The organism is Anabaena sp. FACHB-595, from assembly GCF_048568275.1.
In the GTDB taxonomy this organism is placed as follows: Bacteria; Cyanobacteriota; Cyanobacteriia; order Cyanobacteriales; family Nostocaceae; genus Trichormus.
Genome location: NZ_CP183473.1, coordinates 2,204,860 through 2,231,107 on the forward strand (window position 1 = coordinate 2,204,860; position 26,248 = coordinate 2,231,107).

The 26,248-nt window shown below is 41.2% G+C and carries 28 protein-coding genes and 1 pseudogene; 18 read left to right on the forward strand and 11 right to left on the reverse strand.

Annotation, left to right across the window (positions count from 1 at the left end; translation table 11 throughout):
- Positions 1 to 103: 103 nt before the first annotated feature.
- On the reverse strand, positions 104 to 1,225 hold the full coding sequence (locus ACN222_RS09130) for a site-2 protease family protein (RefSeq protein WP_044521094.1): 1,122 nt from the start codon (positions 1,223 to 1,225) through the stop codon (positions 104 to 106).
- A 254-nt stretch (positions 1,226 to 1,479) separates the two neighbouring features.
- On the opposite strand from ACN222_RS09130, the gene trmB reads away from it, so the two are divergent.
- Positions 1,480 to 2,118, forward strand: a complete 639-nt coding sequence (trmB, locus tag ACN222_RS09135; protein WP_044522875.1) for a tRNA (guanosine(46)-N7)-methyltransferase TrmB — start codon at positions 1,480 to 1,482, stop codon at positions 2,116 to 2,118.
- Positions 2,119 to 2,122: 4 nt separating this feature from the next.
- Here the strand turns inward: trmB and ACN222_RS09140 are convergent, their stop codons facing one another.
- From ACN222_RS09140 to ACN222_RS09155, 4 genes and pseudogenes are all read right to left on the reverse strand, one after another.
- Positions 2,123 to 4,165 carry a hybrid sensor histidine kinase/response regulator gene (locus ACN222_RS09140; protein ID WP_010996014.1) on the reverse strand — a complete coding sequence of 681 codons (2,043 nt, stop codon included), beginning with the start codon at positions 4,163 to 4,165 and terminating at the stop codon, positions 2,123 to 2,125.
- 4 nt (positions 4,166 to 4,169) lie between these two features.
- A pseudogene (locus tag ACN222_RS09145) lies at positions 4,170 to 4,743 on the reverse strand (chemotaxis protein CheB).
- The gene (locus ACN222_RS09150; protein ID WP_010996016.1) at positions 4,743 to 5,573 is read right to left on the reverse strand and encodes a CheR family methyltransferase; all 831 of its coding nucleotides are present in this window, start codon (positions 5,571 to 5,573) and stop codon (positions 4,743 to 4,745) included. The pseudogene ACN222_RS09145 and the gene ACN222_RS09150 overlap by 1 nt, the downstream one beginning before the upstream one ends.
- 153 nt (positions 5,574 to 5,726) lie before the next feature.
- On the reverse strand, positions 5,727 to 6,512 hold the full coding sequence (locus ACN222_RS09155) for a PBS lyase HEAT-like repeat protein (RefSeq protein ID WP_044522877.1): 786 nt from the start codon (positions 6,510 to 6,512) through the stop codon (positions 5,727 to 5,729).
- A gap of 192 nt (positions 6,513 to 6,704) precedes the next feature.
- On the opposite strand from ACN222_RS09155, the gene ACN222_RS09160 reads away from it, so the two are divergent.
- From ACN222_RS09160 to ACN222_RS09225, 14 genes are all read left to right on the forward strand, one after another.
- Entirely contained in the window at positions 6,705 to 8,918 is a 2,214-nt protein-coding gene (locus tag ACN222_RS09160) for a phosphoketolase (RefSeq protein ID WP_010996018.1), read from the forward strand.
- A gap of 194 nt (positions 8,919 to 9,112) precedes the next feature.
- A complete protein-coding gene (locus ACN222_RS09165) occupies positions 9,113 to 9,823 on the forward strand; it encodes a hypothetical protein (protein WP_044521098.1) in 711 nt (236 codons plus the stop codon).
- 9 nt (positions 9,824 to 9,832) lie between these two features.
- Positions 9,833 to 10,456: a hypothetical protein gene (locus tag ACN222_RS09170; protein ID WP_049942406.1), complete on the forward strand. Its 624-nt coding sequence runs from the start codon at positions 9,833 to 9,835 to the stop codon at positions 10,454 to 10,456.
- Between the two features lie 141 nt (positions 10,457 to 10,597).
- A protein-coding gene (locus ACN222_RS09175; RefSeq protein ID WP_096637129.1) for an IS630-like element IS895 family transposase occupies positions 10,598 to 11,709 on the forward strand; the annotation gives its coding sequence in 2 pieces (ribosomal slippage) (positions 10,598 to 11,102 and positions 11,102 to 11,709; 1,113 coding nt in all).
- Positions 11,710 to 11,760: 51 nt separating this feature from the next.
- Positions 11,761 to 11,916 carry an ABC-three component system middle component 6 gene (locus tag ACN222_RS09180; protein ID WP_416365174.1) on the forward strand — a complete coding sequence of 52 codons (156 nt, stop codon included), beginning with the start codon at positions 11,761 to 11,763 and terminating at the stop codon, positions 11,914 to 11,916.
- Positions 11,913 to 13,664, forward strand: a complete 1,752-nt coding sequence (locus ACN222_RS09185) for an ABC-three component system protein (RefSeq protein ID WP_044521101.1) — start codon at positions 11,913 to 11,915, stop codon at positions 13,662 to 13,664. Before ACN222_RS09180 ends, ACN222_RS09185 begins: the two co-directional genes overlap by 4 nt.
- A 137-nt stretch (positions 13,665 to 13,801) precedes the next feature.
- Entirely contained in the window at positions 13,802 to 14,170 is a 369-nt protein-coding gene (locus ACN222_RS09190) for a papain fold toxin domain-containing protein (protein ID WP_044521102.1), read from the forward strand.
- A gap of 23 nt (positions 14,171 to 14,193) precedes the next feature.
- Complete coding sequence (locus tag ACN222_RS09195) at positions 14,194 to 14,535, forward strand: hypothetical protein (RefSeq protein WP_010996022.1); 342 nt, start codon at positions 14,194 to 14,196, stop codon at positions 14,533 to 14,535.
- 164 nt (positions 14,536 to 14,699) lie between these two features.
- Positions 14,700 to 14,930 (forward strand): hypothetical protein, encoded by a 231-nt coding sequence (locus tag ACN222_RS09200; protein WP_010996023.1) that lies wholly within the window; start codon positions 14,700 to 14,702, stop codon positions 14,928 to 14,930.
- Positions 14,920 to 15,129, forward strand: coding sequence for a PIN domain-containing protein (locus ACN222_RS09205; protein WP_044521103.1), 210 nt, complete (start codon positions 14,920 to 14,922; stop codon positions 15,127 to 15,129). The genes ACN222_RS09200 and ACN222_RS09205 overlap by 11 nt, the downstream gene beginning before the upstream one ends.
- Positions 15,130 to 15,287: 158 nt before the next feature.
- Positions 15,288 to 15,647: a helix-turn-helix domain-containing protein gene (locus ACN222_RS09210; protein WP_010994539.1), complete on the forward strand. Its 360-nt coding sequence runs from the start codon at positions 15,288 to 15,290 to the stop codon at positions 15,645 to 15,647.
- Positions 15,580 to 16,233: an IS630 family transposase gene (locus tag ACN222_RS09215; protein WP_149028798.1), complete on the forward strand. Its 654-nt coding sequence runs from the start codon at positions 15,580 to 15,582 to the stop codon at positions 16,231 to 16,233. The genes ACN222_RS09210 and ACN222_RS09215 overlap by 68 nt, the downstream gene beginning before the upstream one ends.
- Positions 16,234 to 16,352: 119 nt before the next feature.
- A complete protein-coding gene (locus tag ACN222_RS09220) occupies positions 16,353 to 16,448 on the forward strand; it encodes a papain fold toxin domain-containing protein (protein WP_126987333.1) in 96 nt (31 codons plus the stop codon).
- A 315-nt stretch (positions 16,449 to 16,763) separates the two neighbouring features.
- Positions 16,764 to 17,123, forward strand: coding sequence for a hypothetical protein (locus ACN222_RS09225; RefSeq protein ID WP_010996024.1), 360 nt, complete (start codon positions 16,764 to 16,766; stop codon positions 17,121 to 17,123).
- Positions 17,124 to 17,197: 74 nt separating this feature from the next.
- Here the strand turns inward: ACN222_RS09225 and ACN222_RS09230 are convergent, their stop codons facing one another.
- From ACN222_RS09230 to trxA, 6 genes are all read right to left on the reverse strand, one after another.
- Complete coding sequence (locus tag ACN222_RS09230) at positions 17,198 to 18,007, reverse strand: peptidoglycan-binding domain-containing protein (RefSeq protein ID WP_010996025.1); 810 nt, start codon at positions 18,005 to 18,007, stop codon at positions 17,198 to 17,200.
- 213 nt (positions 18,008 to 18,220) lie between these two features.
- Positions 18,221 to 19,222, reverse strand: a complete 1,002-nt coding sequence (locus tag ACN222_RS09235) for a M23 family metallopeptidase (RefSeq protein WP_010996026.1) — start codon at positions 19,220 to 19,222, stop codon at positions 18,221 to 18,223.
- Positions 19,223 to 19,671: 449 nt separating this feature from the next.
- On the reverse strand, positions 19,672 to 20,535 hold the full coding sequence (locus ACN222_RS09240) for an isocitrate lyase/PEP mutase family protein (RefSeq protein WP_010996027.1): 864 nt from the start codon (positions 20,533 to 20,535) through the stop codon (positions 19,672 to 19,674).
- A gap of 194 nt (positions 20,536 to 20,729) precedes the next feature.
- A complete protein-coding gene (locus ACN222_RS09245; protein ID WP_044521105.1) occupies positions 20,730 to 21,395 on the reverse strand; it encodes a nitroreductase family protein in 666 nt (221 codons plus the stop codon).
- Between the two features lie 128 nt (positions 21,396 to 21,523).
- Positions 21,524 to 22,621, reverse strand: a complete 1,098-nt coding sequence (locus tag ACN222_RS09250; RefSeq protein WP_044521106.1) for an alkene reductase — start codon at positions 22,619 to 22,621, stop codon at positions 21,524 to 21,526.
- A gap of 134 nt (positions 22,622 to 22,755) precedes the next feature.
- Complete coding sequence (trxA, locus tag ACN222_RS09255; protein ID WP_010996030.1) at positions 22,756 to 23,088, reverse strand: thioredoxin; 333 nt, start codon at positions 23,086 to 23,088, stop codon at positions 22,756 to 22,758.
- Positions 23,089 to 23,165: 77 nt separating this feature from the next.
- Between trxA and ACN222_RS09260 the strand changes: the two genes are divergently transcribed.
- The 3 genes from ACN222_RS09260 (at position 23,166) to ACN222_RS09270 (ending at position 26,229) form a co-directional block, all read left to right on the forward strand.
- Complete coding sequence (locus ACN222_RS09260) at positions 23,166 to 23,504, forward strand: ArsR/SmtB family transcription factor (protein ID WP_010996031.1); 339 nt, start codon at positions 23,166 to 23,168, stop codon at positions 23,502 to 23,504.
- 88 nt (positions 23,505 to 23,592) lie between these two features.
- Positions 23,593 to 23,841 carry a hypothetical protein gene (locus ACN222_RS09265; protein ID WP_044522883.1) on the forward strand — a complete coding sequence of 83 codons (249 nt, stop codon included), beginning with the start codon at positions 23,593 to 23,595 and terminating at the stop codon, positions 23,839 to 23,841.
- A gap of 147 nt (positions 23,842 to 23,988) precedes the next feature.
- Positions 23,989 to 26,229: a CHASE2 domain-containing protein gene (locus ACN222_RS09270; RefSeq protein ID WP_010996033.1), complete on the forward strand. Its 2,241-nt coding sequence runs from the start codon at positions 23,989 to 23,991 to the stop codon at positions 26,227 to 26,229.
- The last annotated feature ends 19 nt before the right edge of the window (positions 26,230 to 26,248 follow it).

The window sequence follows — 26,248 nt, forward strand, 5'->3', positions numbered from 1 at the left end:
TAGGTAATCCCTATGGACTGCATACATCAATAATAATGATTAAAAAAAATCCCTCAGCAACTCTAAGGGATTTGATAGAAGGAGCGTTTTTTCGATGAGAAAATTATGCAGGGTTAGGTTGGGTTCCGTTTTGCAATAGCTGGATGATAGCGGCTTTTTCTAAAATGCCTAGTAGTACGCCATTGTCAAGAATTACGGGGAGGGCAGACAATTTTTGTTGCTCTAGTAATTGCACTACTTCTAACAATGGTTGACTAGATTTGATGGTGGTAGATTGAATCGGCCGCATCACTTGTTGAATTTGAGTTTCTGTCCAGGATATGGTGGGGATGTTTCGCAAATCATCAAGAGCGATCGCACCTACTAATTGTCCTGCGTTGTTGGTAACTAAAAACCGTCGCCAGTTCTGTCCTTGAATGATCTGATCATCAGCAAATTCTCTCAAGCTAAGATGGGCAGAAACAATAGGGCTATCTGTCGTTACAGCGTCGGCTGCTGTTAAGCCTGTGAGTTTTTCTTGCACTCTGGCAAATTGGGCTGCGTTACCAGCGTTTTGTAGTAAAAAGAAGCCGATTAACAAATTCCACACGTTGGCGAAGCTACCAAAATATAGTATGGGGAAGATACCAGAAGCGATCGCCACCCAACCAAATATTTGTCCTACGCGACTAGCAAAAGTGACACCTTTATATGGATTACCTGTCACCTTCCAAACAATGGCTTTGAGGATGTTTCCGCCATCCAAAGGTAAGCCAGGAATCAGGTTAAACAATGCCAATGCTAAGTTCACAGAAGCCAGAACTCCCAGAATCGCCGCCAATGGCCCTGTGACTGCCGTAGTCACGCCAATTGTTGTGACGGTACCACATAATAATAAACTGACCAAAGGCCCGGCGATCGCTACCCAGAAGGCTCCGGCTGGTGTTTTGGACTCTTTTTCTAAGCTAGCCAAGCCACCAAAGATAAATAGTGTGATGGAATTAACGTTAATTCCTTGACGGATAGCAACAAAGCTATGTCCTAATTCATGGGCGACGACAGACGCAAACAACAACAACGCCGTCGCCAATCCCAGCACCACAGCCAGCCTCCCAGAAAGTTGGGGAAATTCTGCTAAGAGTCCACCGCTATAACTCCAGGTAACTAAGCCTAGAACTAAAAACCACGACGGATGGATATAAAAAGGAATGCCGAAGAGATTGCCGGCGCGGATTGTGCCATTCATGTCGTTCACCTTGAATTGCAGAGTGCGAGTTTTTGTTTTTATCTTCACTCGCTGTTCTTAGTGTAACGAAGTGTTAAGCAATTTTAATATTTCCAATGGTAGTGGTGTCCGTCTGTTTAGGTGTGGTTTTTGGGATAAGGGACTGGAGATTGGTAGAAAAGAACAACAGTCAACGGTCAACAGTCAACAGTCAACCAACAACTGACAACTGACTAATTGCTATATTTAAAGTTGTGATTTCAGGAGTGTCAGCTTTGCCATTTGTTCGCGTCCGTCAGCACGTCAACCCACTAGCGCAAAAATATCTCACCCCAGCCAATCCTCTGGAATGGGAAAAAGCTTATAGCACTCCGCACCAACCGCTACACCTGGATATTGGTTGTGCTAGGGGTAGATTTGTGTTGCAAATGGCGCAGGTAGAACCCAATTGGAATTTCCTGGGGTTAGAAATTAGAGAATCTTTGGTAATAGAGGCAAATCAGTTTCGTTCTCAGTTGGGTTTAACCAACCTCCACTATTTATATTGCAACGCCAATAATTCACTACAGCCCCTATTATCCTCTTTGCCTACAGGGATTTTACAGCGTGTGACCATTCAATTCCCTGACCCTTGGTTTAAAACTCGCCACGCTAAACGCCGTGTAGTCCAACCAGAGTTAGTTCAAGATATAGCTAATTATTTGGCCGTGGGCGGCGTGGTATTTTTGCAATCAGATATGGAATTTGTGGCTGTGGAAATGTGCGATCGCTTTGCTGCTAATCCAGCTTTTAAGAAAGTTGGCACAGGAGAATGGTTAACCGAAAATCCCCTCCCAGTGGCTACAGAGAGAGAAACCACAACCCAGAATCGGGGAGAACCAGTTTATCGGGCTTTGTTTGAGAGAAGCAGTTAAGTATTTACACTGACCCGCTTAGTGCTGGGGATAGGTGGAAAATACTGGCCACTACGGAAATTAATTTGTTGGGATCAATCGGTTTGGAGAGGTGATGCTGAAATCCAGCTTCTATAATTTGCTGGCGGTCTTCTTCTCGTGAATATGCGGTTAAAGCGATCGCGGGAATCTTACCACCTTGTTCTGGTGGTAAGGAGCGTAATTTGCGGATGAGACTATAACCGTCTTGTTCCGCCATGCCAATATCACTAATTAGGATATCTGGTTTTAACTGTTCGATAACGGCTAACGCAGTCTCGACTGATGCACTGGTGGAGGAAATCGCCCCATATTCTTCAAACAAGAAGCCTAAAAAGTTGCGAGTATCGGTTTCATCATCAACAATGAGAACTTTTAAGCCTGCAAGGGGAGAAGAGTTAGCAGCATCCCCAGAAAGTTTTTCCGTTGGTGTTGGTCGAGTTTCCCTATTTTCTTGAATGAGGGGAAATCTCACAGTAAAGGTAGCTCCTTTGCCCACACCTGGACTTTCTGCCAAAATCGTACCGTTGTGCAGTTCCACTAAATGGCGGACAATTGCCAACCCTAACCCTAATCCATTATGCGATCGCGTGGTGGTACTATCTGCTTGGCGGAAACGCTCAAAGACTTTAGGCAGAAATTCACTTGCAATGCCAACACCTGTATCAATGACTTGGATTTGAGCATGAGTCAAATCATCAGATAATTCACCATTTATCCCTTCTAATCGGATTTCTACTTGACCTTCTTTCGGTGTGAACTTAATCGCGTTAGTCAGGAGATTCCAGACAATTTGCTGTAATCTGGCAAAATCGCCACTGACGGGACTTAAGGTGTAGTCAAGTACAGTGTTGATGGTCATATTTTTTGTATCTGCTAGGGGACGCACTGCTTCTAGAGCTGCTTCCACCACAGTTATCAAATTGACGGGAGATAAATTTAGCCGCAGTTGACCGCGAATAATCCGGGATACATCTAAAATATCTTCTATTAATTGCACTTGTGAATTAGCATTGCGTTCAATTGCTTCCAAGGCTCTGGCTGTGGCTTTTTCGTCTAGTTTTTTGGCACGGAGAATTTTTGACCAGCCCAACATGGAAGTTAGGGGGGTGCGGAGTTCATGGGAGAGAACAGCCAAAAATTCATCTTTCATCCGATTTGTCGCCTCTGCTTCTTGTCTGGCGGTTTGTTCGCGGATTACCTGAGCGCGAATTTCTTCGGATTGCTTACGGGCGGTAATATCTTCAAGTGTACCGACATAGCCAAGCAATTCACCATTACCAGAAAGCATTGGTGAGGAGCGTACTTGCACCCATCGCAGGCTACCATCCACTGTTTGAAAGCGGAATTCATCTGAATAGTCGCCGCCTTGATAAATATAAGTAGACCAACTAGCGATCGCTCTTTCCTGGTCTTCTGAATGCACAGATTCCAGCCATCTTTTATCTAAACTCTCTGTCGCATCCAAGCCACAAATTGCTTGATAGCGGGGATTTGTATATTTACAACATCCTGCGGTATCGGTTTCAAAAATACCTATGGGCGAGCAGGTACTCAAGGAACGGAAGCGTTCTTCACTTTGTCTTAGTTCGGCGTTAATCGCCGCCAGTTGCGCTGCTTGGTGTTGGATTGCTTGAGTTTTCTTAAAAAGTTCAACAAATACTGTAACTTTAGAAGTGAGAATATTTGCATCTATGGGTTTGAGAAGATAATCAACTGCTCCTAGTGCATAACCCTTGAACAGCATTTGGTCACTGGTACTGAAAGCCGTGAGAAAGATAATCGGAGTTTGGCGCGATCGCCCACGATTACGAATGAGGGTGGCAGTTTCAAAACCATCCATCCCTGGCATCTGTACATCTAACAAAATTACTGCAAAATCTTGGTGCAGCAGACACCGCAAAGCTTCCTCCCCAGAAGTCGCCCTGACTAAATTAGCGCCTAGACGCTCCAAAATTGCCTCTAGTGCCAGTAAATTTTCCACTTTATCATCCACTAAGAGGATGTTGACTTTGGGTTCTGGCTGCATGAGTTCATTTCCGTGTAGAGTAACCAAGATTTACTAGTAGGGGAGAAATTTCTGAAAGTGACACAATCCAGTCTACTGTAACGGCAGATATTGCTGCTGTCGGCATGATGGCGCTGGCGGCTGTGGTGGGTTCCTGCACAACAGTGATACCCCCCCCTAGCTTTAATTTTTTTCAGCCCTTGCATACCGTCCTGATTAGCCCCTGTTAATATTACACCAATGACTTGTTCCCCATAAATATCGGCAGCTGATTCAAACAGTACATCAATAGATGGTCTGGCATAAGAAACAGGCTCATCAGTAGACAGGGCAAAATAACCGGGTTCAACCAATAAATGATAATCGGCTGGAGCTAGGTAAACTTGTCCTGGTAAAATTTCGTCCTTGTCTTCCACCTCTCTAACGGGTAACAAAGCAGATTCTTGGATCATTCCCCTGAGAGTGCCATCAGAATTTTTATGACGATGTTGGACGATCGCCACTGGAAGTTGGAAGTCAGCCGGTAAATTTCCGAGAACAGTTTGCAGTGCTGATAATCCCCCTAAAGAAGTGCCAATAACTACAATTTTATAAGACACTAGTTTAGCCTCCGGTAGAGTTTCTCACCCTTGGCTATTTCTTCATAATACTGCTCGTAAGGAGTGAATCTAATAGATTCTTGCTTTCCTAAACCCAAGATGCCAAAACTGCATAAACTATTGTGAAAAAGTGTGTGTACTCGTTTTTGCAGTATCTGATTGAAGTAGATTAAAACGTTCCGGCAGAATATGACATTAAACTCATTAAAAGAACTATCCGTGGCTAGATTATGCTGGGCAAAAATAATATTTTCTCGTAATGATGCCCGAAATATCGCATGGTCATAAGCCGCCGTGTAGTATTCGGAGAAAGACTGCTTACCACCTGCTTTTAAGTAAAGCTGAGTATATTCCTGCATCATTTTGAGCGGAAAAATCCCACTTTTGGCATTTTGTAATACTTTCTCATTAGTGTCGGTGGCATAAATCCGGCAACGGTGGTAAAGATTTTCTTCCTGTAGGAGGATTGCCATTGAGTAAACTTCCTCTCCACTGGAACAGCCAGCGTGCCAAATACGGATAAATGGATAAGTGCGGAGGATGGGTACAACTTGATTTCTGAAAGCCAGATAGAAACTGGGGTCACGAAACATAGATGTGACATTTACCGTCAAACTCAGCAAAAATCTTTCTAGACAAGTGCGATCGTGCAGTAGTTGTTCTTGTAATGCTGAAATATTATCTACACCCTCCAAGCGCATAAAGCTGTAAATGCGGCGTTTGAGCGAAGACACAGCATAGTTGCGGAAGTCATGACCGTAGTATTGGTAAACACCTTCTAACAGCAACTTGATTTCTATATCTTCTAAGCTGGGTTTGGGCAAAATCATAAACAATTCAACATTAAAAATAAGAAAACACTCACAGAGTGAGTTTTTCAGCTATTGAGTTGGAGAAAATTTGACAGTTCATCGGCTGATGAAAACTTCAAGATATGAATTTGAGCCAACCAAATAATTATTGACTAGGAACTCAGCACTTTATTACTTGCGTTTTTTATTTTTCTTTTGCTTCTTCGGCTTCTTACTCACAAGTGGTGCAAAACCACGGGGTTGTCCAAGTTCCTGCTTGTAGTAATTGATTAATTCTTCCAGCGCAAACCTTTTTTCGGGAACTTCTTCACGGGTTTTCAACCCCAATTCCACCTGTACATCATCCCAATCACCGACAATGAAAGGTGGTACTCGATTAGCCACAAACGCTTGTTCTATCACTGGTGCAGACTCGACAGCTTGTAAATCAAGCAATTCACCAATCAAAAAAGCGTTAAATTCTGGGTCATTATTGGCAAAGTCTTCTAACCTTTGCGTCAACACTGCTACACATCGGTCACGTAAATCAGGATGTTTCTCAGCAATTTTAGTTAAGGCTGTAGCCGCATCGGCGAGTTGGTAAGCATCATGAGAAGAATCCCCCAGATATGCTTCTAGTGTAGGAATCGCCGCAGCCCCAACTGTAGCAAAGTACTCAGCTAATTCGCCTGGTGTCCAATCGTCATCGACTTCGTGAAATAGATTTACCAGGGGTTGAATTGCTGCTTCTGCACTTAATTGAGTCAATACCCGTATCGCATGGACTGGACTCCAGACTTCTACACTATCTTGGTCAGCATTATTTAATTCCGCATCGGTCGCCATGCGAATTAAGTCAGGAACATGGTCTGCATTAAAACCAAATTTCTGCACATAGTTGGGGATATCTCGCATCTTACTACAATCACCGTAGGTCAATAGCTTATCTACTGGAGATGGATAAATAGACGCTGCCATATTAGTTATCTCTGCCTTTTTGGTTGTAACCATTATCCCTATGATTTGCCATCACTTGGAACAGAACTATTTGAACTACTTATATTTAGCATTGCCAAACACTTATAAACTGATACAACGCTAAAGATGTAAAATTTTTGTTAAATTCATCGAGCATCAATAGTTTCCCATCATCCTTATCAGGTACTCAGCATGACTGCAATCACACCCAAGGCTTCGTCAGCGCTTCCCGAATTTTCAGAAGGTATTCAATATTTTGGTGAGGCGCTACCAGATTTTGAAACTTATGGTGCCACACCTGCGATAGAATCGGGAAAAGTAGCGATCGCAGATCCGAAAGACCCAAAAGCTGTGTATCAAACCTTACTAGCTGCTGATGCCCTCCGCTACTTAACACTACAAGTCACTGCAAGTAAGGCATCTGGGCATCCCGGCGGCTTTGCTAGCCAAGCAGAAGCCTATGCAGCCTTGGTCATGCTGGGGTATAAAAACATTATTACCGAAGTCGGACATCACGCACCAGGGTTTTATAGTGCCATGTTCCTCGATCGCTCCTTAGAGGATATGGGCATATCTACAGTACAACAATTGCGCGATCGCTTCCGCGAAAAGCATGGACTCTTAGGACACCTCTCCGGTTACATCCCCGGTATTCTCGCCCCCGCCGGCCCTCTAGGACAAGGACAGCACTTTGCAATGGCGGCTGCACTCCTCCACCGTGACAAACTTTTCCCCTTCACCCTCGGCGACGGTGGACTAGGTGAACCCTACATCATGAGTTCAATGGCGCACTTTAACACCGCCTATCCCAGCGTCACCAACTTCTTACCGGTGTTAGTGTGGAACGGTTACAGCCAAGAACATCACAGCATGGTTTCCCTGAAAACCAACGCACAGATGACAGCATTCTGGCAAGGTAATGGATTTGAGGAAGTCATCTTAGTTGATGCCAAAGAATTTGACGACCAAAACCAACCAGGGGATTATGTTGATAGTACCGCCTTTTCCCTTGAGCAACGCCTAGCCTTTACCAAAGCGATACTCGTAGCTGTAGATAAAGCTGCCCGTTCCGCCCTGGGTGGGAAGTTAACAGTCTTTATTATCAAACAACTCAAAGGTGCAGGCGTTCACGCCAGAGGTGCAAAATCACACAACCTCTACCCCAAAGACACCCTAGACGCACCCCACATTGTGAGTGCATTAAAAACCCGTGCATTACCCCTAGAAGCTTGGCAAATCGTCAGAACCAACGCCGAACGCGCAGGTGGCGGCCCCGCAGCTAAGACAGTGGTGACAGAATTTGAGTTACCATTGCCAGATTTAGGCGCGTTACCTTTAGAAGAATACGCAGTAGGCGGCGAACCCAAAGTTTCAACCACCGCAATGGGACGAATTGTGGGTGCAGTCGGACAAAAAGATGCGAAATTCCTAGTCACCAACGCCGACGGAAACGAAGCATCAGGTATTGGTAACATCAACCAAGCCTTAAAGATTATCCACCCCACCACCGACGAATTATATAACCAAGCACCAAACGGGCAAGTTTACGAACCCCTGAGTGAAGATGCTTGTGCAGGTTTAGCCGTTGGTTTATCCTTGATGGGTGCAAGAACCCTCTGGTGTTCTTATGAATCTTTCGCCATCAACGGTTTACCAATTTGGCAAACCGTCATCCAAGCAATGGCAGAATTACGCCGCCAAACACCTTCAACAATTACCTTATTCACCGCCGGCGCATTAGAACAAGGACGCAACGGTTGGACACACCAACGTCCTGAAATCGAAGCTTATTTTGCTTCCATGATGCGGAACGGCAATGTTTTTCCAGTATTCCCCCCCGATGCTAACAGTACCCAAGTTTGTTATGACTGGGCGTTGACAACTAAGAATAAAGGAATTGTCATCACCACCAGTAAATCACCCTTACCAATTCGCACCAGTTTTGCACAAACTCGCCAAGGTTTAGAAGATGGCGCAGTAGTGTTACATGAAATTGCTGGTGGTAAGACAGTTGTGTTTGCTGTCATTGGTGATATGACATTAATTCCAGTATTTGAAGCCGCAGCTTTCTTAGAAACTGAAGGTATCGGAGTGAAGATAGTTTCTATCATCAACCCCCGCCGTTTGTATCGTTCTCATGATGTAGCTTGGGATACCTGTTCTGAAGCTGATAACGGTTTCATTGATGATGCTAAATTCGCCGAATTATTTGCTGGCGATGCCTTAATTGGTGTCACTGGTGGCGCGGCGGCGATGTTAGAACCAATCATGTTGCGGAGTAACAGCAAGCGCGATACCTTCGCCTGGAAGCGTGGGGAAACTACAGCTAGTGCTGGTGAGTTGATGGCGTTTAATGGTTTGACTGCTGAGGCGTTGACTAAGCGGGCTATTGAATTGGTGCATTAATTTTCTATTTAATTGAGATATTATATCCCTGCCAATTTTACAAGATGGTAGGGATTTTTCATATTGTAAATACTGAATTAAATACTCAGCTTTTCTTTAATTTGTTCATGATAATTCAATATTTTCCTATTTTTTTATCTAAAGTGCTACAGTAATTTTCATACTTAAGCTAACGTAATAACTCTTAGACCGTGATGCCTTCCAACTTCGAGCTAAGACTCAAACACTTAGAAGACAACATTAGACAAGACCAAGATTTGCTCAAAAAGTATCAAGATTCTTTGCGATATGAAGATGATCCACGCCGCCAGGCTAAGTACGAGCGGGAAATTCAGCAATTGCGTGAATCGGCTAATTGTTATCAGAAGGAATACGATGAACTGCAAATGCAAATAACTGGTGAGTCAACTGTACAGATGCAGAACGTAGCTACCCAGTTGCAGCAGATGAACACCAAAATAGATAGATTGTATGCTGGTCAGAAGGCTATCTATGAAAACATTAATCACTTACGTCAAGGACTACTAGCTCGTTATGATGCGGGTGAACAGAGGATAATTGCGGCACTTACTGAACAGTTAGATCAATCTCAGATGATTATGATTGCTACGGTTTTAGATGCAATAGAAACTAATCAAGTAACAGATGGAGAAATGCAATTAATCTTACAAGGAATACAGCAAAATATCAATAAATTACAACAAAGTGGTACTGCTTTACCTCCTAGTCAATCAGCATTAGTGGAAGTGATCAATGCCCCTGAATTAGATTTCAAGCACAGATTGAAAGTTGGTATACCTATTGTCCCTTTTATTTTGGACTATGAAGGTGAATTAGAGCTAGGGACAGGAATAGACTTAGAAGCTGCTTGGAAAACTTTGATTATGCGATTGAAAGGAAAGTAAATTGTGGAGATGGAGCAAGAACGTGAACAAGATTTAAAGAAACACATTGAAGAGGATAGAAAATTACAAAAAAAATTAGAAGATCAATATCGATATACAGAGAATGAAAAAGAGAAGATTAAATTAGAAAAGGATATCAAAGAAATTCGACAAAGAATTTCTGGTTGGGAAGAAGAAATAAGCACAATTAGTATGCAACGAAGAGAATCTATAGCTCGTGAAATGCCCTCTATTACATTTGATGAGCTAGATGTTGTGACTAAATTTATTCTTGGTATGCAACCTGCTTCTCCTGAAATTAACTTTAGCCTCACAGACATAACACAAAAAATATCAAAAAATCATCTCACCCAAGAGGTTCATTCTCTAATAACAATGGGAATGGGTAAAGTCAAAGATGTTGGTCGTTTTATTGAACATAATGCTGTTCTACGTCCTGAATTTCCAGACAAATTGACAGCAGGATTTCTTACGGAGTATCAAAAATTATTACAAAAAGGAATTACAGGAGACGCTTTATTTGAGTCTTTACGTCAATTTTCCTGTGGTAATAGTTCAGATTTTAGGAAAGCCGCAGCTGGCTTGGCAGTTCTATCATATCTCTTCGAGAAATGTGAGGTGTTTGAGCGATGACCAATTCTATAGAATATTCTTCTACTTATAACTCCTCATTGATTTTACCAACAAAACATATTTCTACTATAGGAATCCTATTTGATTTGTGAACAAGACCAAGAGATAATACGGAGAGGGATAAAAGTCTAATAGTAAACAATGAAAAGTCAGCATTTACAAGCTACTACACTTGCGGGGGAAGTATCGCAGCAATATTTAAAAGAGGAAACTGCACTGAATGCGATTGCTGAATTACAAGATTTTATAGATATGTGTCCAGATGCGCGTGAAGTAAGGAAAGCATTGGCAGTCAAGCTAGTTTATCAAGGTTACTTGTATGATGAAATCCAAAAAATTTTAGACGTATCGCGAGGGTCAATCACAGGCTGGAAGCAAGCCTATGAAGAAACTGGAATTGACGGACTGCGACTAAACTACAAAGGGAGAAAGAGCTATCTGAATGCTAAACAACTCCAAGAGGTGTTGAGCTGGCTACAAACAAAAGATTGTTGGGAGCTTGGGGAACTAGAGTATCAACTAGCTTTTGAGTATGACGTAGTTTATGAGTCAAAGCAAAGCTACTACGACTTGTTCTCCGAAGCAGGAATCAGTTGGAAGAAAACCACAAAGGTAAATCCGAAAGCCGATGAGAATGCTGTTGCAGAAAAAAAAAAGAGATTGAAACATTGCTGGCAAATAACCGAGAAGAAATCGAAACAGGAAAGTTAAGAGTATTGTTAATTGATGAGTGTCATTTAATGTGGGGAGATTTAAGTGGTTATGTATGGGGAAAAAGTGACCAAGAAATCGCAGTCCCAGTTGTCAACGAGCGAGATAAGCAGACATACTATGGGGCAGTTGACTATCTCCTTGGAGAATTAGTTCTCAAAGCTTATGATGCTGGAAACTCAAAAAATACTATCAACTACCTAGAATACTTACTAGCTAACTCTCCCGACCAGCGATTACTAATTTTTTGGGATGGGGCTAGCTACCACCGTTCCAAGGAAATTAGAGGTTTCTTGGACTCTGTTAATCAAAGCTTACCAACCGAGCAATGGAAAATACACTGTGTCCGTTTTGCCCCTAATTGCCCAGTACAAAATCCGATAGAGGATATTTGGTTACAAGCCAAAACATGGGTTAGACGTTTTTGTGCTTTAATTCCTTCATTTTCACATTTAAAGTGGATATTTGAGTGGTTTATTAGACACACTACCTTTGATTTTGACACTCTACAGATGTACGGAACTTATTCAAAAATCAAATAGGATTCCTATAGTTACTCTTTGTTAGGAGTAGGTGCTAAAATATTAGAACAATTGTACCAACCAAGAACAGTTTCATCTCTTTGGAGTGCTGTTTCTACCATGCCAGAGGTTGCTACATTTGAACGTTTTGTACTAACGCTTGATCTTCTATACACTATAGGAGCAATTGAGATGGAGATGGGATTACTTCGGAGGTGTCATCAATGATTCATGCTGTTCGTTGTAATCAGCCATCATTTAAAACAGTTGAGTTCAGACCTGGTTTAAATATAGTTTTAGCAGATCGTACAGAAGATTCTGGACAAAGAGATTCCCGTAATGGATTGGGTAAATCTACTCTCATTGAAATTATTCACTTTTGTCTTGGAGGAACAATTCAGAAAGCTAAAGGACTTGGTTCTAGAAATCTTCGTGGTTGGGCTTTTAGTTTAGAGCTTACACTTGCAAATCAAATTATCACCGTCACAAGAAATACTGAAGATAAGACTGAGGTAGTAATAGATGGAAATACTACTAACTGGCCTATTCAACCCAAAGAACAAGAAGGTCACAAGGTTCTCAGTTTGGATGACTGGAAGGCTGTTTTAGGAAATTTAACATTTGGATTAAGCATTGATTATGATAAGAAATACAAGCCTACTTTTAGAGGACTTATTTCTTACTTTATCCGTCGTGGAAGAGACGCATTTTCTACACCATTTGAGCATCACAAAAATCAACTGAGTTGGGAAAAACAAATTAATAATTCTTTTCTCCTTGGTCTGGCTTGGGAAGACGCAAGAGAATTGCAACTTTTAAATGATAAACAAAAACTGATAACAGATATTAAAAAACTTAAAAAAGATACAGAATCTGGCGTTGCGATTGGAATTTTAGGTTCGTTAGGTGAGCTTGAAGCGTTAAAAGTTCAGGTCGAAGCTCAACTACGTGAAAGAAAAGAAACATTGAACAATTTTCGTGTAGCAGAGCAATATCATGAATTAGAAGAAAGAGTTAATTTTTTAACATCGCAAATTCATGAGGCAACAAATAAAAATATTACTGACCAGAAATTACTAGAGTTTTATCAATCTAGTCTTAAATCAGAAGATGAACCAAGACCAGATGATATCGTTAGTATATATGAGAATGCTGGCATTGAATTGCCAGGATTAGTAGTTAGAAGGCTAGAAGAAGTAGAAATATTTCATCGCCGATTAATAGAAAATCGTAGAGAGTTTTTAGGAAGTGAAATCAAACGTCTTAGGCGGGATCTAGTTTCTAGAGAAAATTTTATTCGAGAAAAAAGCAATGAGCGTGCGGAATTATTAGAAGTTTTAAAGACGCACGGTGCTTTGGAAGAGTATACAATGCTACAAGAAATTTATCTTGATAATGTAGCTAACCTAAACGAAATTAATAAACGTATCGAAGAATTAAAACAATTTGAAGAAGAAAGAAGTAGCCTAAAAATTGAAAAAGAACTCTTGCTTCAACGTGCTAGACGCGACTATGGAGAACGAAATGAGCAAGCTGAACGTGCTATTGATTTATTCAGAATAAACTCTCGATTTCTCTATGATACTCCTGGAAGACTTATCATTGATGTAGGTAAAAATGGTTTTACTTTTGGAGTAGAAATTGGGCGAGATGGTAGTGAAGGTATCGATAAAATGAAGATATTTTGCTATGATTTAATGCTGGCACAGCTTTGGTCAGAACGAGATCCTTCACCCCGAATACTAATTCATGATAGTACAATTTTTGATGGTGTAGATGAAAGACAAATATCTCTTGCTTTACAGTTAGTAGATAGAGAGGCTAGAAGCCGTGGCTTTCAATATATCTGCACATTAAATTCAGACATGATTCCACAGTCAGAGTTTTCTGCACTTGACTTTAATTTTCATTCCTTTGTCAGACTTAGACTTACAGATGAGAATGAAGAAGGAAGATTATTAGGTATTAGCTTTTAGTTAAATGTTAGTTAGGTTAAGGCGCAAGCTTGCATATTTGCAGCACAACGAATTAATACTTACGCCGTAACCCAACACTAACCCCTGATAAATAGTAATGAAGGTAAAAATATTAAAATTTAGCAACAAGGGCGATTTTGAATAAAGAGGATATAATCTACCAACAAGTTATAGCAATTGCTAGTAGTTACGGAATTTTTGATTGCATTCCCTGTGCTAGAGCAATCAAAGAATTTTTGATCAGACAAAGTATTCATGGCAAGCATATTAAAATAGATACAAATTCTCAAGATTCAATTTATGGCAGGATTTATGATGATAGCATTGGTGAATTGATTGCTACTACAGGTCATCATGAAGGTGTTATAATTGAGGTAAATGGCTTAGAAATTGTTTTTGATAACATCCACCATCAAGGAATAACGCGATTAGACTGGATACAAAATCTCTATTCACCTATTCTAGATGCAGGATTAGAGTTTCAAATCACAGAAAGTTACTTTTAACCTAGAGAATTAGTGAGTCAAGTATGAATAATTTATACAACTTACTGCAAAAGATCAAAAAAAGACCTGCGATGTACTTAGGTAGAAATTCTATTTTTAGCCTGCAAGCATTTTTAGACGGCTACTACTTTGCACGTCGAGAAATTGGTATTAACTTAACAGAAGAAGAAGTAGAATTTCAAAACTTTTTACAATGGATAAGACACAGATTTAATGTAGAAACAGGTCAGTTATGGTCAAGTATTATTCTTTTCCATTCAGCAGATGAAAAAAGTGCAGTGGATAGATTTTTTACTTTGTTTGAAGAATTTAATCAACAGCATAAAAATCAGGAAATAGAAAAAATTGATCAGGTGGTTACGTAACAATTCAGATACCCTAATTCTAAGATTGATGATTTTGATGATCGAAAAATCTTAAAAAGAAGTCCGAATTAATGTTTGCATTGTAACCCAACACCAAAATACCTGAATTTCCCCCAGATAATGTAATCAGAAAATTTATTTGTTAGGATTTAAAGTTATTCATAATGCTGCAAATCATCAAAGCAACCTGCACCAACGGCGAACTTATTTTAAGTGAAAAACTCAGTTCCGAATTAGAAGGTAAAACCCTGCAAGTTATGATTATTGAACCCAGCGAACCTAATCAAGATCATCAAGCCTCAAAAATACAGCAATTTCTAGCACGAGTTAATAACTACTCTTTCCAAATACCCGTAGATTACAAATTTAATCGAGACGAAATTTATGAAAGATAAAATTTTTCTCGATACTAACCTCTGGATTTATCTCTATGCTAAAAATCCGCTCGAAAAATCCCAACAAGTTGCAGAAATCATTAAAAATAATTATTCATTTCTGCTAGTTAGCACTCAGGTCTTAGGTGAATTATTTCATTTTTTAACCAGAAAAAAATCACATCTAAAACTGATGCAACCACGATTATATCAGATATAGTTAATACCTTTCCAATTCAGGCAATTAACACAACAGAGGTTATACAAGCATTAGAAATTCACGCTAAATATAACTACTCTTATTGGGATAGTTTGATTATACAGCACTTTGTCTAACGGTTTGGTACAGTAGTTGAGAAGATAAAAGTAAAAAATCAGATGAAACCCTACTCAGTAGACCTGCGCTCAAAAATTATTAGCGTTTACGAAGCGGGAAATACATCTATTCGCAAAGTAGCAGAAAGATTCAAGGTAAGTAAAAATACAGTACAAAACCTCGTGAAGCGAAAACGAGAAAAAGGGACGCTAGAGCCAAGTGTAGCGACAGGAGGAAAACCAAGCCAAGTATCTGGTTATGAACAACAGATAGAGCAAATGGTAGCAGAACATCTAGACTATACCCTAGCCGAATACTGTGAGTATTGGGAAGAAAAGACAGGGGTAAGGTTAAGTGAGAGTGCAATGTGCAGATTTCTTCAGAAACAGAAGCTCACCCTCAAAAAAAACAGTACGAAGTAGTCAAGCAGGAACAGAAATTACACAAAATAAAAGGCTTTCTTACTGGGAAAGCGTCCGAGATATTGTTGCAGATGACCTAGTTTTTGTAGATGAAATGGGCGTATTACTCGGATTAACGAGAGGAATGGGCAGAAGTAAAAAGGGAGACAGAGTTTATGATGTCAAACCATTTTACCGTGGAAGCAGAGTTACCGTAGTGGGGGCTATTACTAACAAATCAATCCTCTCCCTCAAAACATTAGGGCCATCAATGAATGGAGAAGACTTCAAAAAATTTGTGGAACAAGAGCTATTACCGAAATTGTGGAAAGGGGCAGTAGTGGTCATGGATAATCTCAAAGCACATAAAATGAAGGGGATTATTGAAATGATCGAGTCCGTAGGCGCAAGGGTAGTTTATTTATCACCTTATTCACCTGAATTTAACCCCATAGAACATCTCTGGTGGCAACTCAAAGCATTTATCCGCAAGTTTTCACCAAAAAATATTTTGGCAGTAGTACAACTGTTGTCACTAGGAGTTCTCTTATGCTCAAGTCAGCAACTCCAAAACTACTTTTCTCACTGTTGCTACTGTACCAGTTAGTCGCGCAAAGTGCTGTATCTACAGCCTTATTAAGTGAATGTTCCATCATTTACTCAGAAGATATGCAGCATAATCAGCTAATAGAGAATAAATTAAAAATCATAAATCCATTTGTTTGAATTGAGGTAAATGGCTTAGAAATTGTTTTTGATAACATCCACTATCAAGGAATTAATCGATTAGACTGGATGGATACAGTGAGACATTCGGTGTAGGTTGGGTAGAGGCGCAAGCTTGTATATTTGCAGCATAACAAATTGATATTTGCTCCGTAACCCAACACCAAATAACCTTAATTTCAACCAGATAATTTAATACGTAAAATTTTGTTATGGAAAGAGAGGATTTGTTGGGTTTCACTCTGTTCCACCCAACCTACAAAGGATTGTTAATAGAATAAATAGTTGCGATTTCAATCGTGTGGGAATTTGAGTAAGTGCGTAGACATATAGCGCTTTGTCATCAGACATCGCTTCTCAGTGCCTCTGACAAGCTAAGATATACTTAATATTTTACATAAGGAGAGAACCATGACTAATACTCAAGGGATGGTTCACTTAAACCTAGATTTGTCACCTGAACTGAATCAGATATTAGAAGAATTGGCAAATAAGCTAGGCGGAAGTAAAAGTGATGTTCTACGTCAAGCTATAGCATTAATGCAAATTATGGTGATAGCTAAAGAACAAACTCAAAATTTAGGTATTCCTGAAGCAGAACAATTAATAGCTAGAGAAATCATCACACTACCTAAAGCAGTACCAACCACTCATCCACTAGATAATTTTATGGAAACCTTTGGTGCTTGGGAAGATGAACGCACACCAGAAGCTATTATTCAAGATATTTATGATAACCGTTGCATTTCTAACTCTGATTACACCCTGTGACTTACTTAACCAATAAATAAGTTACCCCATAGTTATAAGCTATGGGGTAAGGGTGAAGATTTTCGCTAAAGTTATTAACTTCTAAATAAGGCGCTGCGAGTTTCTGGCCCAACTACACCATCTACACGTAAACCATTATTGGCTTGAAACTCACGCACTCGACGGACTGTCACCGTACCATAATATCCTGTGGGTTCCACACCAAGCGCTCTCTGCACTTCGGAAACGGCTGAACCGCGAGAACCGAAACCCAGTGTTACAGGGCCACCAGTTGGTGGTTGGTTTTGGTTCCCTCTAAACAGCGCGTTGCGGGTTTGTGGGCCGACGATACCATCTGCACGTAAGCCATTATTGGCTTGAAACTCGCGCACACGTCGAGCTGTTACTGCACCATAATACCCTGTGGGTTCAACTCCGATCGCTCTCTGCACTGCGGAAACTGCTTGTCCACGAGAACCAAGGCGCAGTGTGACAGTCCCCCCAACACCAGGGCCGGGGTTGCCAGGACGACCACCAGACATTCCACTCACCCATTTAGCCGCTACGTATCTGTTACCAGATAGGCGAGCAAAACCATTAACGTTGCCTGTGGAATTGATTTGAGTTCCATTAGGGATACAGTCTACGACTTTGGCATTGATGCTAGGGGAGGTACGCACATTTAGACAACTGCCGTTAGTACGCACGTATGCGGCCAAAGCACCATTAACTTGAGTCAGGGCTGTAAACAATACCATTAAGCCGGCTACAGATAGCCAAGCGGAAGACTTGAGCAATTTACCCCAGCTAAAATCAAACTTTGGTAGTTCATATTCCAGATATTCAGTTTGACCATTTGCCTCTTGGTTAGCAATGACCATAGAAGAATAAGCAATAAATTCCATTAGTGAACACCTTATGTCTAACAGCTAAAAGATGACAATAAATACCAGATTTGTGTACTTTATACTACTGATCATAGAGTGTTTTCCCTTTATGTATCAGCAAAAAGTAAGAAAATTTATAAAAACAATTGTCGGCACATTTTTCATCATTGATGAAATTTAAAGAAATATCAGCAAATGCTCATCTTTGTACTCATAGTTAACCTGATTTTTTTATTTATTAGAAGTATAAAAACTATCGGTACGTATCTGACTACCATTACGCCAAATTTCCACTTGTTCCGGACTAACTACGTAAGAGAAACTACCATTATCTGCCTGATATCTATTTTTACCGATACTCCAGGCTGGTATTTTGACGGGCTGGTTTGGATTTTGTTTCAACTCACCAATATAAAACAACTGCCCATTTTCGTTGCAGACTCGGACTAGTATATTTGTTGTCTCACCTTCAAGTATCGTCAAACCACTGCATCTCGTATCAGTAACTATCGGTGCAAACGCTACGGGAATGTTTTGCGCGGGTGAGACTGGCTGTTCTATGGGGATTGGTATGGAGGGAGTGGGGGAAGAATTATTTTCAGGTTTGGTTGGGGGATTTTCCTGTACTCGCCTAGCTTGATTAACTTTAGCTGTATTACTAGCAACAGGTTGTGAGGAAATTTTGCTGGCGGTAGAAGATGTTAAAACAGTCATGGGGTTAACGGCTACTTTCCCATTGGGATAATATTCAAAGTGTAAATGTGGTGCGGTACTATTACCTGTAGACCCCATTTCCGCGATGATTTGTCCTTGTTTCACCTGTTGACCTTTGCTGACTAACAAACGGCGATTATGTCCGTAAACAGTGACGCTACCATTAGGATGTTTGATTTCGATAGCATTACCTAGTCCCCATTCATCCCATCCGACTTTGACTACTTTCCCAGTCGCCGCCGCGAAAATTGGTGTTCCCGATGGGGCTGCAATATCAATTCCTTCATGTTGATATTTGCGAAAGCCTTGGGAAATATATCCTTGCGTAGGCCAAATCAAGTTAGTACTAAGAGTTGGAATAGGAATAGCTATAGGTTTTTGGGGAATTTGCGAATTACCTGCTACTTGAGTTAAGGCACTAGTATTTGTACTGAGGACTGCAATTAAAGAGGCTAAAGTAATACATAAGTAAGTACAGCAGCGAAGGATAGTACTTTTTTTGGCTAGTTTTAAAAGCATAAAAAATCTTTCGGATACTTAATTGATATTCGCTATTTCATGCTCATGCTGGAATTATCAGGGAAGTTTTTGGTCAAATTTATAACTTTAATAGATGTCTTACATAAAATAGACGGACGCTTTCCTCTGAAAGTGTCACGGTAAGTTAAATAGAGCAGAAAGACCTAAAAATAAGACTTATTTAATAGAGTACCCACAATTTAGAGGAAAAAATTGAAAATTAACAGTGGGTAAAAGGGGTGTAAGGGTATAAGGGTATAGGGGTATAAGGCAATACGCTTCAGTTCAGATATGGGAAAACATCACAAAACCTCGGTACTACTGGGTTTTGTTGCTTGAATGTTACTCCACTCAAGGTAATCTTTTGAGATGGCAGGTTAATTGAACACAAAGGCAAGATGCTGATCCTAGCTAATCTTGCCATAGTCGGGAAATGAGAATTATTTGACTTACGATTTAAACTTTTGTTCCATTTGCAGAAATTGGGGAACGCCGACAAGGGCTTGAAAATCTTGAAAGTTCACTATGTCAGTAAAATTAGCTGTGCTTCCCTGTTCTTTAATATGACTTAAGCAAGCTGTTAAAGTTTGCGTTACTGCCAATAAACCAGTAAGGGGGAAAAACACGATTTTAAAGCCTAAATCTTGTAGTTCTGATGCAGATAGTGGGGGAGTTTTGCCGCCTTCAACAATATTGGCTACTAGGGGTGTGTGAGGGAAAGCTGAGGCGATCGCCTTTAATTCTGCCACAGACTGGGGAGCTTCCACAAATAGTATATCTGCGCCTGCCTCAATGTAAGCATGACCACGGGCGATCGCTTCCTCTAAACCCAGTGGGCCACGGGCATCGGTACGCGCAATAATGACTAAACCACTATCACCCCGCGCCTCTACTGCTGCACGAATTTTGCCAGCGTGTTCAGATGTGGGTATAACTCGCTTCCCTTCAAAATGTCCGCACTTTTTCGGCCATTCTTGGTCTTCTAACAATACGCCCGCCACACCCAACTGCACAGCATCCTTGATAGTCCGCATCACATTTAAAGCATTGCCATAGCCAGTATCTAAATCGGCAATGAGAGGAACACTCACGGACTGAGCAATACGCCCCACACTATAAAGCGCTTCTGTAGCTGTAAGAAAACCGTAATCTGGCAAACCCAAAGTAGATGCAGCAATACCAAAACCACTGGTAGCCACCACATCAAAACCAATATTTTCAGCCAGTTTGGCACTCAGGCAATCGTAGATACCAGGAATTACAATAATTTCAGGATTTGCAAGTAACTGCCGCAGTTTGTGGCTAGAAGACATATAAAAATACAAATTACGCAACAGTTTGAGGATACAACAAGGGAATAATTCGTAATTTGTAGTTCGTAATTCGTAATTAAAGAGGACTGTACGCCATATAAAAGCGATCGCATCTGCAAAAGCACAGCCACTCGCTGAGGAGAGCAAGGAACAGAGGGGAGAACTTACTCAAAGATTTCCCCCCTCCCTACTCCCTAACCTACATAGGGATTATCAATTCTGTCTACAGAGACGTTGCTAGACAATGGCAGACGACCTGGATTTAAGCGAGGTTCTGCTGCATAGCCTACAGGAACTAAGACAGCGATCGCTAAATCAGAATTATCCGTCGCACCAATTACTTCTTTTACTTGGTCTTCAATCCAGCCATTCATAAAGCAGGTGGATAAGCCTAAACTTTCTGCTGCTAATACCAAATGGGTAGCAGCAATAATTGCATCCTTAATCGCATATTCCCGGCGCTTATCTCCCAGTCCTGCTTGAAATTGGGGAATAGCATTTTTAAAATAATTCACAGTCCCTTCATTCCAAGCCCCAGTGGCCAATGCTGTTTCAAAAACCGGGGTTAAGTCTCCTTCACCTACGCTGGAATCGGCAGCGAAAACAAAAGTTACAGGTGCTTCGATAATTTGTTTTTGGTTCCAAGAGGCGGCACAAAGGGCTGCTTTTTGCGCCTCATCTTGCACCAAAATAATTCGCCAATCTTGAATATTAAAGCTACTGGGTGCGGCTACAGTCAAGTCTACTAGTTGTTTCAGTAATTCTGGGGCAATGGGGTCTGTTTTAAAAGTTTTAATCGAGCGACGCTGGACTATAGCGCTAGGTACATCTAGCGGTTGAATTTGGGTGATGGTACTCATGAGATTCTCCCTTATGATTGATGATGCAATGTTGGAAACAGGGTGTAGGGGTGTAGAGAAAAGATGTCTTTCCTCTGTGTCCATGAAACAAGTCTCATTGAGACTGCCTAGCCTATGGTTACAACCTCTTACTTATTAGCAACTGCTAAAAATGGATAATCTGTATAGCCTTTTTCACCACCACCATAAAAGGTTGTGGGGTCTGCCTGATTGAGTGGTGCGTTCACCTCTAGGCGTTCAGGTAAATCAGGATTGGAGATAAACAGCGTCCCAAAGGCAACTAAATCTGCTGCTTTGTTGGCTATGACAGTATCGCCTTTTTCACGGGTATAACCACCATTAACAATGAGTGTACCTGTAAAGCGATCGCGTAGATGGCTAGTAGGTACAACTGTGCCACCATGTCTAATGTCTGCGTCTATAGCTTCAAAGATATGTAAATAGGATAAGTTGAAGCGGTTCAGTGCTTGAGCTACGTAACCAAATGTTTCTAAAGGATGAGAGTCACGGATATCGTTAAATGTCCCACTAGGCGATAGTCTGACTCCTACCCTTTGGGAATCCCACACACTTGTTATCGCCTCGGTTACTTCTAATAAAAGTCGGGCGCGATTCTCAATCGCACCCCCATACTCGTCTGTACGTTGATTCGTCCCATCTCTAAGAAACTGGTCGATTAAATAACCATTGGCAGCATGAATTTCTACACCATCAAACCCAGCCGCTAGGGCGTTTGCAGCCCCTTGGCGATATTGTTCGACAATAGCGGGAATTTCTGATGTGTCCAAAGCACGAGGCGTAACATAAGGTTTCTTGCCTTCATAAGTTAATACCTCACCTTTAGGCGCAATGGCTGAAGGTGCTACAGGTAATCCCCCATCTGGCTGCAAGTCAGGGTGAGATATTCTGCCGACGTGCCACAGTTGCAGAAAAATTCTGCCCCCTTGTTGATGTACAGTATCAGTTACTAGTTTCCACCCTGCTACTTGTTCTGGGGAATGGATGCCTGGTGTATGGGGATACCCTTGTCCTTGGGGTGTCACCTGGGTAGCTTCGGCAATAATTAATCCTGCTGAAGCACGTTGACCATAGTAGATAGCATTAAGTTGATGCGGTACATTTCCCTCACCAGCTCTTTGTCTGGTTAAAGGAGCCATCACTATCCGGTTGGGTAATTCTAGTTCTCCCAATTGGTAGGAAGAGAATAGGTTGATGTTGGTAGACATAATCTCAGTTTCTCGTAATTGGGATGTGGATACTTGAGAGATAGAAACAGGGAGCAGAGGAGAGTTCTTATACAGGTTATTTCCCCTTTGCCTCTCTGCTTCATCAGACACCTAAAGCTTGTGAGAAATGCGGGTTACGCTTCTTGAATATGCTGTGTTAAAGTCTTAGTCAATGTGGTCTTGGAAACAGCCCCTACAACTGTATTAACTTGCCTTCCACCCTTAAAAACCATTAGTGTAGGAATGCTACGAATTCCGTAATGACTGGCAACAGTGGGATTTTGATCTGTATTCAGTTTTACCACTTTCACTAGTCCTTCGTATTCGCTAGCAACTTCATCCACAACCGGCGCTACCATCCGACAAGGGCCACACCAAGGGGCCCAAAAGTCCACTAGAACTGGAACGTTGCTATCCAGAACTTCTTGCTTGAATGTGGCTTCTGTAACATTTGTAATGGATGACATATTACTTGCCCCTTAATTCGTTTATTCGATATTATCGAATAATAAAAATATAATTTATTTTCAGAGATAATGCAACTATGAGATTTCTGTATCATCCAGACCGAAAAGATATTTCTTTACCAGGAGTGCTGTATGCCTTAGGTGATCCAGCGCGATTGGAGATTGTGCGATTGTTAGCAAGCAAGGGGGAACAATGTTGTGCTGAGTTTGATTTTGCGATCGCCAAATCCACTATGTCTAACCACTTCAAAATTTTACGAGAATCAGGAGTAGTTCTGACCCGTAAAGAAGGGACACAACACATCAATAGATTGCGGCGTGAAGACTTAGAGACTTTGTTTCCTGGTTTACTGGATGCAGTATTGCGATCGGCTCAACCGTTGTTGACTTGTCAACAGTCAGCAATTGTTAAATAATATCGAGCAGTTGTGGTTAAATTGAACATCAAGTATCATGCAAGCTATTTACCCTATTAGTAGAGATGCTTGCACGGAGGATGGAAGAATGAGGGTTTGGCTTGCTTGTTTTGTGGTTTTGTTTGCCCTAGCAGAGTTATTTGATTGGGTGAAAGGATTTGCCCTACCATTACCCATTTACATACTTGGTGGGGCTTTCTTGGCCGTTGCTTCCAACTATGACAAGATTATTGGCTACTATTTCACTGATGTAACCATTAATGCTTCACTTGAAGAACCTCAGTTAAATTTACCCTCCCCAGTTCCTAATTTGGTTGAAGAAGATGAAGGGGTGTAGGTAGTAAAATGGGGGAGATGAGGAATAGCAGTTGATTAATGATTAATAACTAATGACTATCGATCGCCTGTAGCCAGTAACTTGCTAAATTAAAGAAAGCTTTAGTTGGTCAGCTTGTAACAAAATTTTGGCTACTGCCCCAATCCTGTGATTATTGGAATATCAAACAAACTCCGTGCTGCTTTTATAAAGGATAAAAGTTACCGTGACACTGCTGTTAACAATAACTGGTGGCAAATAATTTTAGTCACTAGTTTGGGAGTCACGGCTTTGGTGTGGGGAGTTAGGGAACTGAAATGGTTACAATCTTGGGAATTGAAAGCCTATGATCAGATGTTGCGATCGCGTCCAGCAGAACCACCTGATTCCCGAATTTTACTAGTTACAATTACTGAAGAGGATTTAGCAAAAAAAAGTTGGACTTTAGCTGATGATACCATCAATCGATTGTTAGCTAAACTTGCATCCTATCAACCCCGTGTTATTGCTCTCAATCTTTACCGACCAGAACAGAAAAATCTAGGGATGGGGCTGGAAAATCCCACCAATATTATCAGCGCCTGCTTATCAAGCAGTATGGGTCGGTCAGAAATACCACCCCCGCCAAATTTCCCGCCGGAGAATATCGGCTATAACGATGTAATTTCTGATATTGAGTCAGACCAAGTTGTCCGCCGTGCTTTGGTGTTTTCTGAAGCCAATGATAGTAAATGTGCGACACAATTCTCCATAGCAGCTTTAGCCGCAATTACTTACCTAGAGCAAACAGGTATTCACGTAGATTTTAAAAAACATCAATTTTATCTTGATAAAACCATCTTTCCCATCCTGACACCTAATTCTGGTAGTTACAAAGGTGTGGATGCTAAAGGTTATCAAATATTACTCAATTATCGTCATCCTGATCATTTAGCTCAAACATTCACCCTGACAGAAGTTTTAAACAACCAAGTTAACCCTAACTTGGTCAAAGACCGTTTGGTAATTATTGGCACGACTGCATCTAGTATTCATCCAGGTTTATATACACCTTATAGTGCAGCAAAAGGGCAACCAACCAGAACCCCATCAGTTTTTATACATACACAGATCACTAGCCAGCTACTCAGTGCGGTATTGGATAGGCGACCTCTGATGTGGTACTGGCCTGACTGGGCTGAACTGCTTTGGCTGTGGGCTTGGTCATTAGTGGGTGGCATTTTGGCATGGCGGCTAAAGCATCCTTTACTAGTCGTCCTAGTTGTGGGTATAGCCTTAACGGGTTTGGTAGTAATTTGCGCTGGTTTATTTCTGCAAGCTGGGTGGATACCTTTAATTCCACCAGCTTTAACTTTAGTTATGAGTGGGGTGAGTGTGATGACTTATAGGACTTACCGCACTCAACAACAAACTAAGGTAATCATGTTGCAAGTGGAGAAACAACAAGAGGTAATTGAGCAGTTAAATATTCTCTTGAACGAAGCGACAGCAATAGCAGATACTACAGCGTTCTATGACCAATACCCTTACCATGATTCTGCTGTGATCACACCCAGAAAAAATGCTGATGATTTGTTATTGGGTGGTCGTTATTCGATCTCCAGTGTACTTGGTGCTGGTGGATTTGGTCGCACATATCTAGCACAAGATACTCAAAGACCAGGGAATCCTACTTGTGTGGTCAAAAAGTTAATGCCAGCACGCAAGGATACAAAGTTTTTGCAAGTGGCGCGGCGTTTGTTCATTACAGAAGCAGAAATTTTAGAATCTTTGGGTCAGCATCAGCAAATTCCGGCACTGCTGGCTTATTTTGAAGTGAATGAAGAATTTTACTTAGTAGAACAGTATATTGCTGGGCATACTTTGCATGAGGAATTACCACCTGTCGCAGGTTTACAGAGTGAAGCTTTTGTTGTAGAAATGCTCAAAGGAGTTTTAGAGGTTTTGGCATTTGTACATGAACATCGGGTAATTCATCGAGATGTCAAACCAACTAATATTATTAGGTCGGCGGAAGATAATCGCTTAGTTTTAATTGATTTTGGTGCAGTCAAGTTGATGCAGCCGCCAACTGATCAAACAACAGAATTAGCTACAGTCGCTATTGGAACGCGTGGCTATGCACCACCAGAACAATTTGCAGGACATCCTCGTTTGGCTAGTGATATTTACGCTGTGGGGATGATGGGGATTCAAGCACTCACGGGAATACCACCCCAAGAACTCCCACCAGACCCGGAAACGGGAAATGTGATGTGGCGCAGTCATGCCACAGTTAGCGAAGAACTAGCACTAATTTTAGATAAGATGGTGCGTTATCATTTTAGCGATCGCTACCAATCTGCTACTACTGTCTTACAAGATTTAAACCGCCTTTCTAGCTTGATACAGACATCATCCATTTCCTAAAGTGTAGACTAGTCTAGGC

Bases quoted from the DNA above. Each gene is read 5' to 3' on its own strand.
- ACN222_RS09130 (WP_044521094.1), bottom strand. From the start codon at position 1,225: ATGAATGGCACAATCCGCGCCGGCAATCTCTTCGGCATTCCTTTTTAT.
- ACN222_RS09140 (WP_010996014.1), bottom strand. From the start codon at position 4,165: ATGCAGCCAGAACCCAAAGTCAACATCCTCTTAGTGGATGATAAAGTG.
- ACN222_RS09150 (WP_010996016.1), bottom strand. From the start codon at position 5,573: ATGATTTTGCCCAAACCCAGCTTAGAAGATATAGAAATCAAGTTGCTG.
- ACN222_RS09155 (WP_044522877.1), bottom strand. From the start codon at position 6,512: ATGGCAGCGTCTATTTATCCATCTCCAGTAGATAAGCTATTGACCTAC.
- ACN222_RS09160 (WP_010996018.1), top strand. From the start codon at position 6,705: ATGACTGCAATCACACCCAAGGCTTCGTCAGCGCTTCCCGAATTTTCA.
- ACN222_RS09165 (WP_044521098.1), top strand. From the start codon at position 9,113: ATGCCTTCCAACTTCGAGCTAAGACTCAAACACTTAGAAGACAACATT.
- ACN222_RS09170 (WP_049942406.1), top strand. From the start codon at position 9,833: ATGGAGCAAGAACGTGAACAAGATTTAAAGAAACACATTGAAGAGGAT.
- ACN222_RS09185 (WP_044521101.1), top strand. From the start codon at position 11,913: ATGATTCATGCTGTTCGTTGTAATCAGCCATCATTTAAAACAGTTGAG.
- ACN222_RS09195 (WP_010996022.1), top strand. From the start codon at position 14,194: ATGAATAATTTATACAACTTACTGCAAAAGATCAAAAAAAGACCTGCG.
- ACN222_RS09200 (WP_010996023.1), top strand. From the start codon at position 14,700: ATGCTGCAAATCATCAAAGCAACCTGCACCAACGGCGAACTTATTTTA.
- ACN222_RS09205 (WP_044521103.1), top strand. From the start codon at position 14,920: ATGAAAGATAAAATTTTTCTCGATACTAACCTCTGGATTTATCTCTAT.
- ACN222_RS09210 (WP_010994539.1), top strand. From the start codon at position 15,288: ATGAAACCCTACTCAGTAGACCTGCGCTCAAAAATTATTAGCGTTTAC.
- ACN222_RS09225 (WP_010996024.1), top strand. From the start codon at position 16,764: ATGACTAATACTCAAGGGATGGTTCACTTAAACCTAGATTTGTCACCT.
- ACN222_RS09230 (WP_010996025.1), bottom strand. From the start codon at position 18,007: ATGGAATTTATTGCTTATTCTTCTATGGTCATTGCTAACCAAGAGGCA.
- ACN222_RS09235 (WP_010996026.1), bottom strand. From the start codon at position 19,222: ATGCTTTTAAAACTAGCCAAAAAAAGTACTATCCTTCGCTGCTGTACT.
- ACN222_RS09240 (WP_010996027.1), bottom strand. From the start codon at position 20,535: ATGTCTTCTAGCCACAAACTGCGGCAGTTACTTGCAAATCCTGAAATT.
- ACN222_RS09245 (WP_044521105.1), bottom strand. From the start codon at position 21,395: ATGAGTACCATCACCCAAATTCAACCGCTAGATGTACCTAGCGCTATA.
- ACN222_RS09250 (WP_044521106.1), bottom strand. From the start codon at position 22,621: ATGTCTACCAACATCAACCTATTCTCTTCCTACCAATTGGGAGAACTA.
- trxA (WP_010996030.1), bottom strand. From the start codon at position 23,088: ATGTCATCCATTACAAATGTTACAGAAGCCACATTCAAGCAAGAAGTT.
- ACN222_RS09260 (WP_010996031.1), top strand. From the start codon at position 23,166: ATGAGATTTCTGTATCATCCAGACCGAAAAGATATTTCTTTACCAGGA.
- ACN222_RS09265 (WP_044522883.1), top strand. From the start codon at position 23,593: ATGAGGGTTTGGCTTGCTTGTTTTGTGGTTTTGTTTGCCCTAGCAGAG.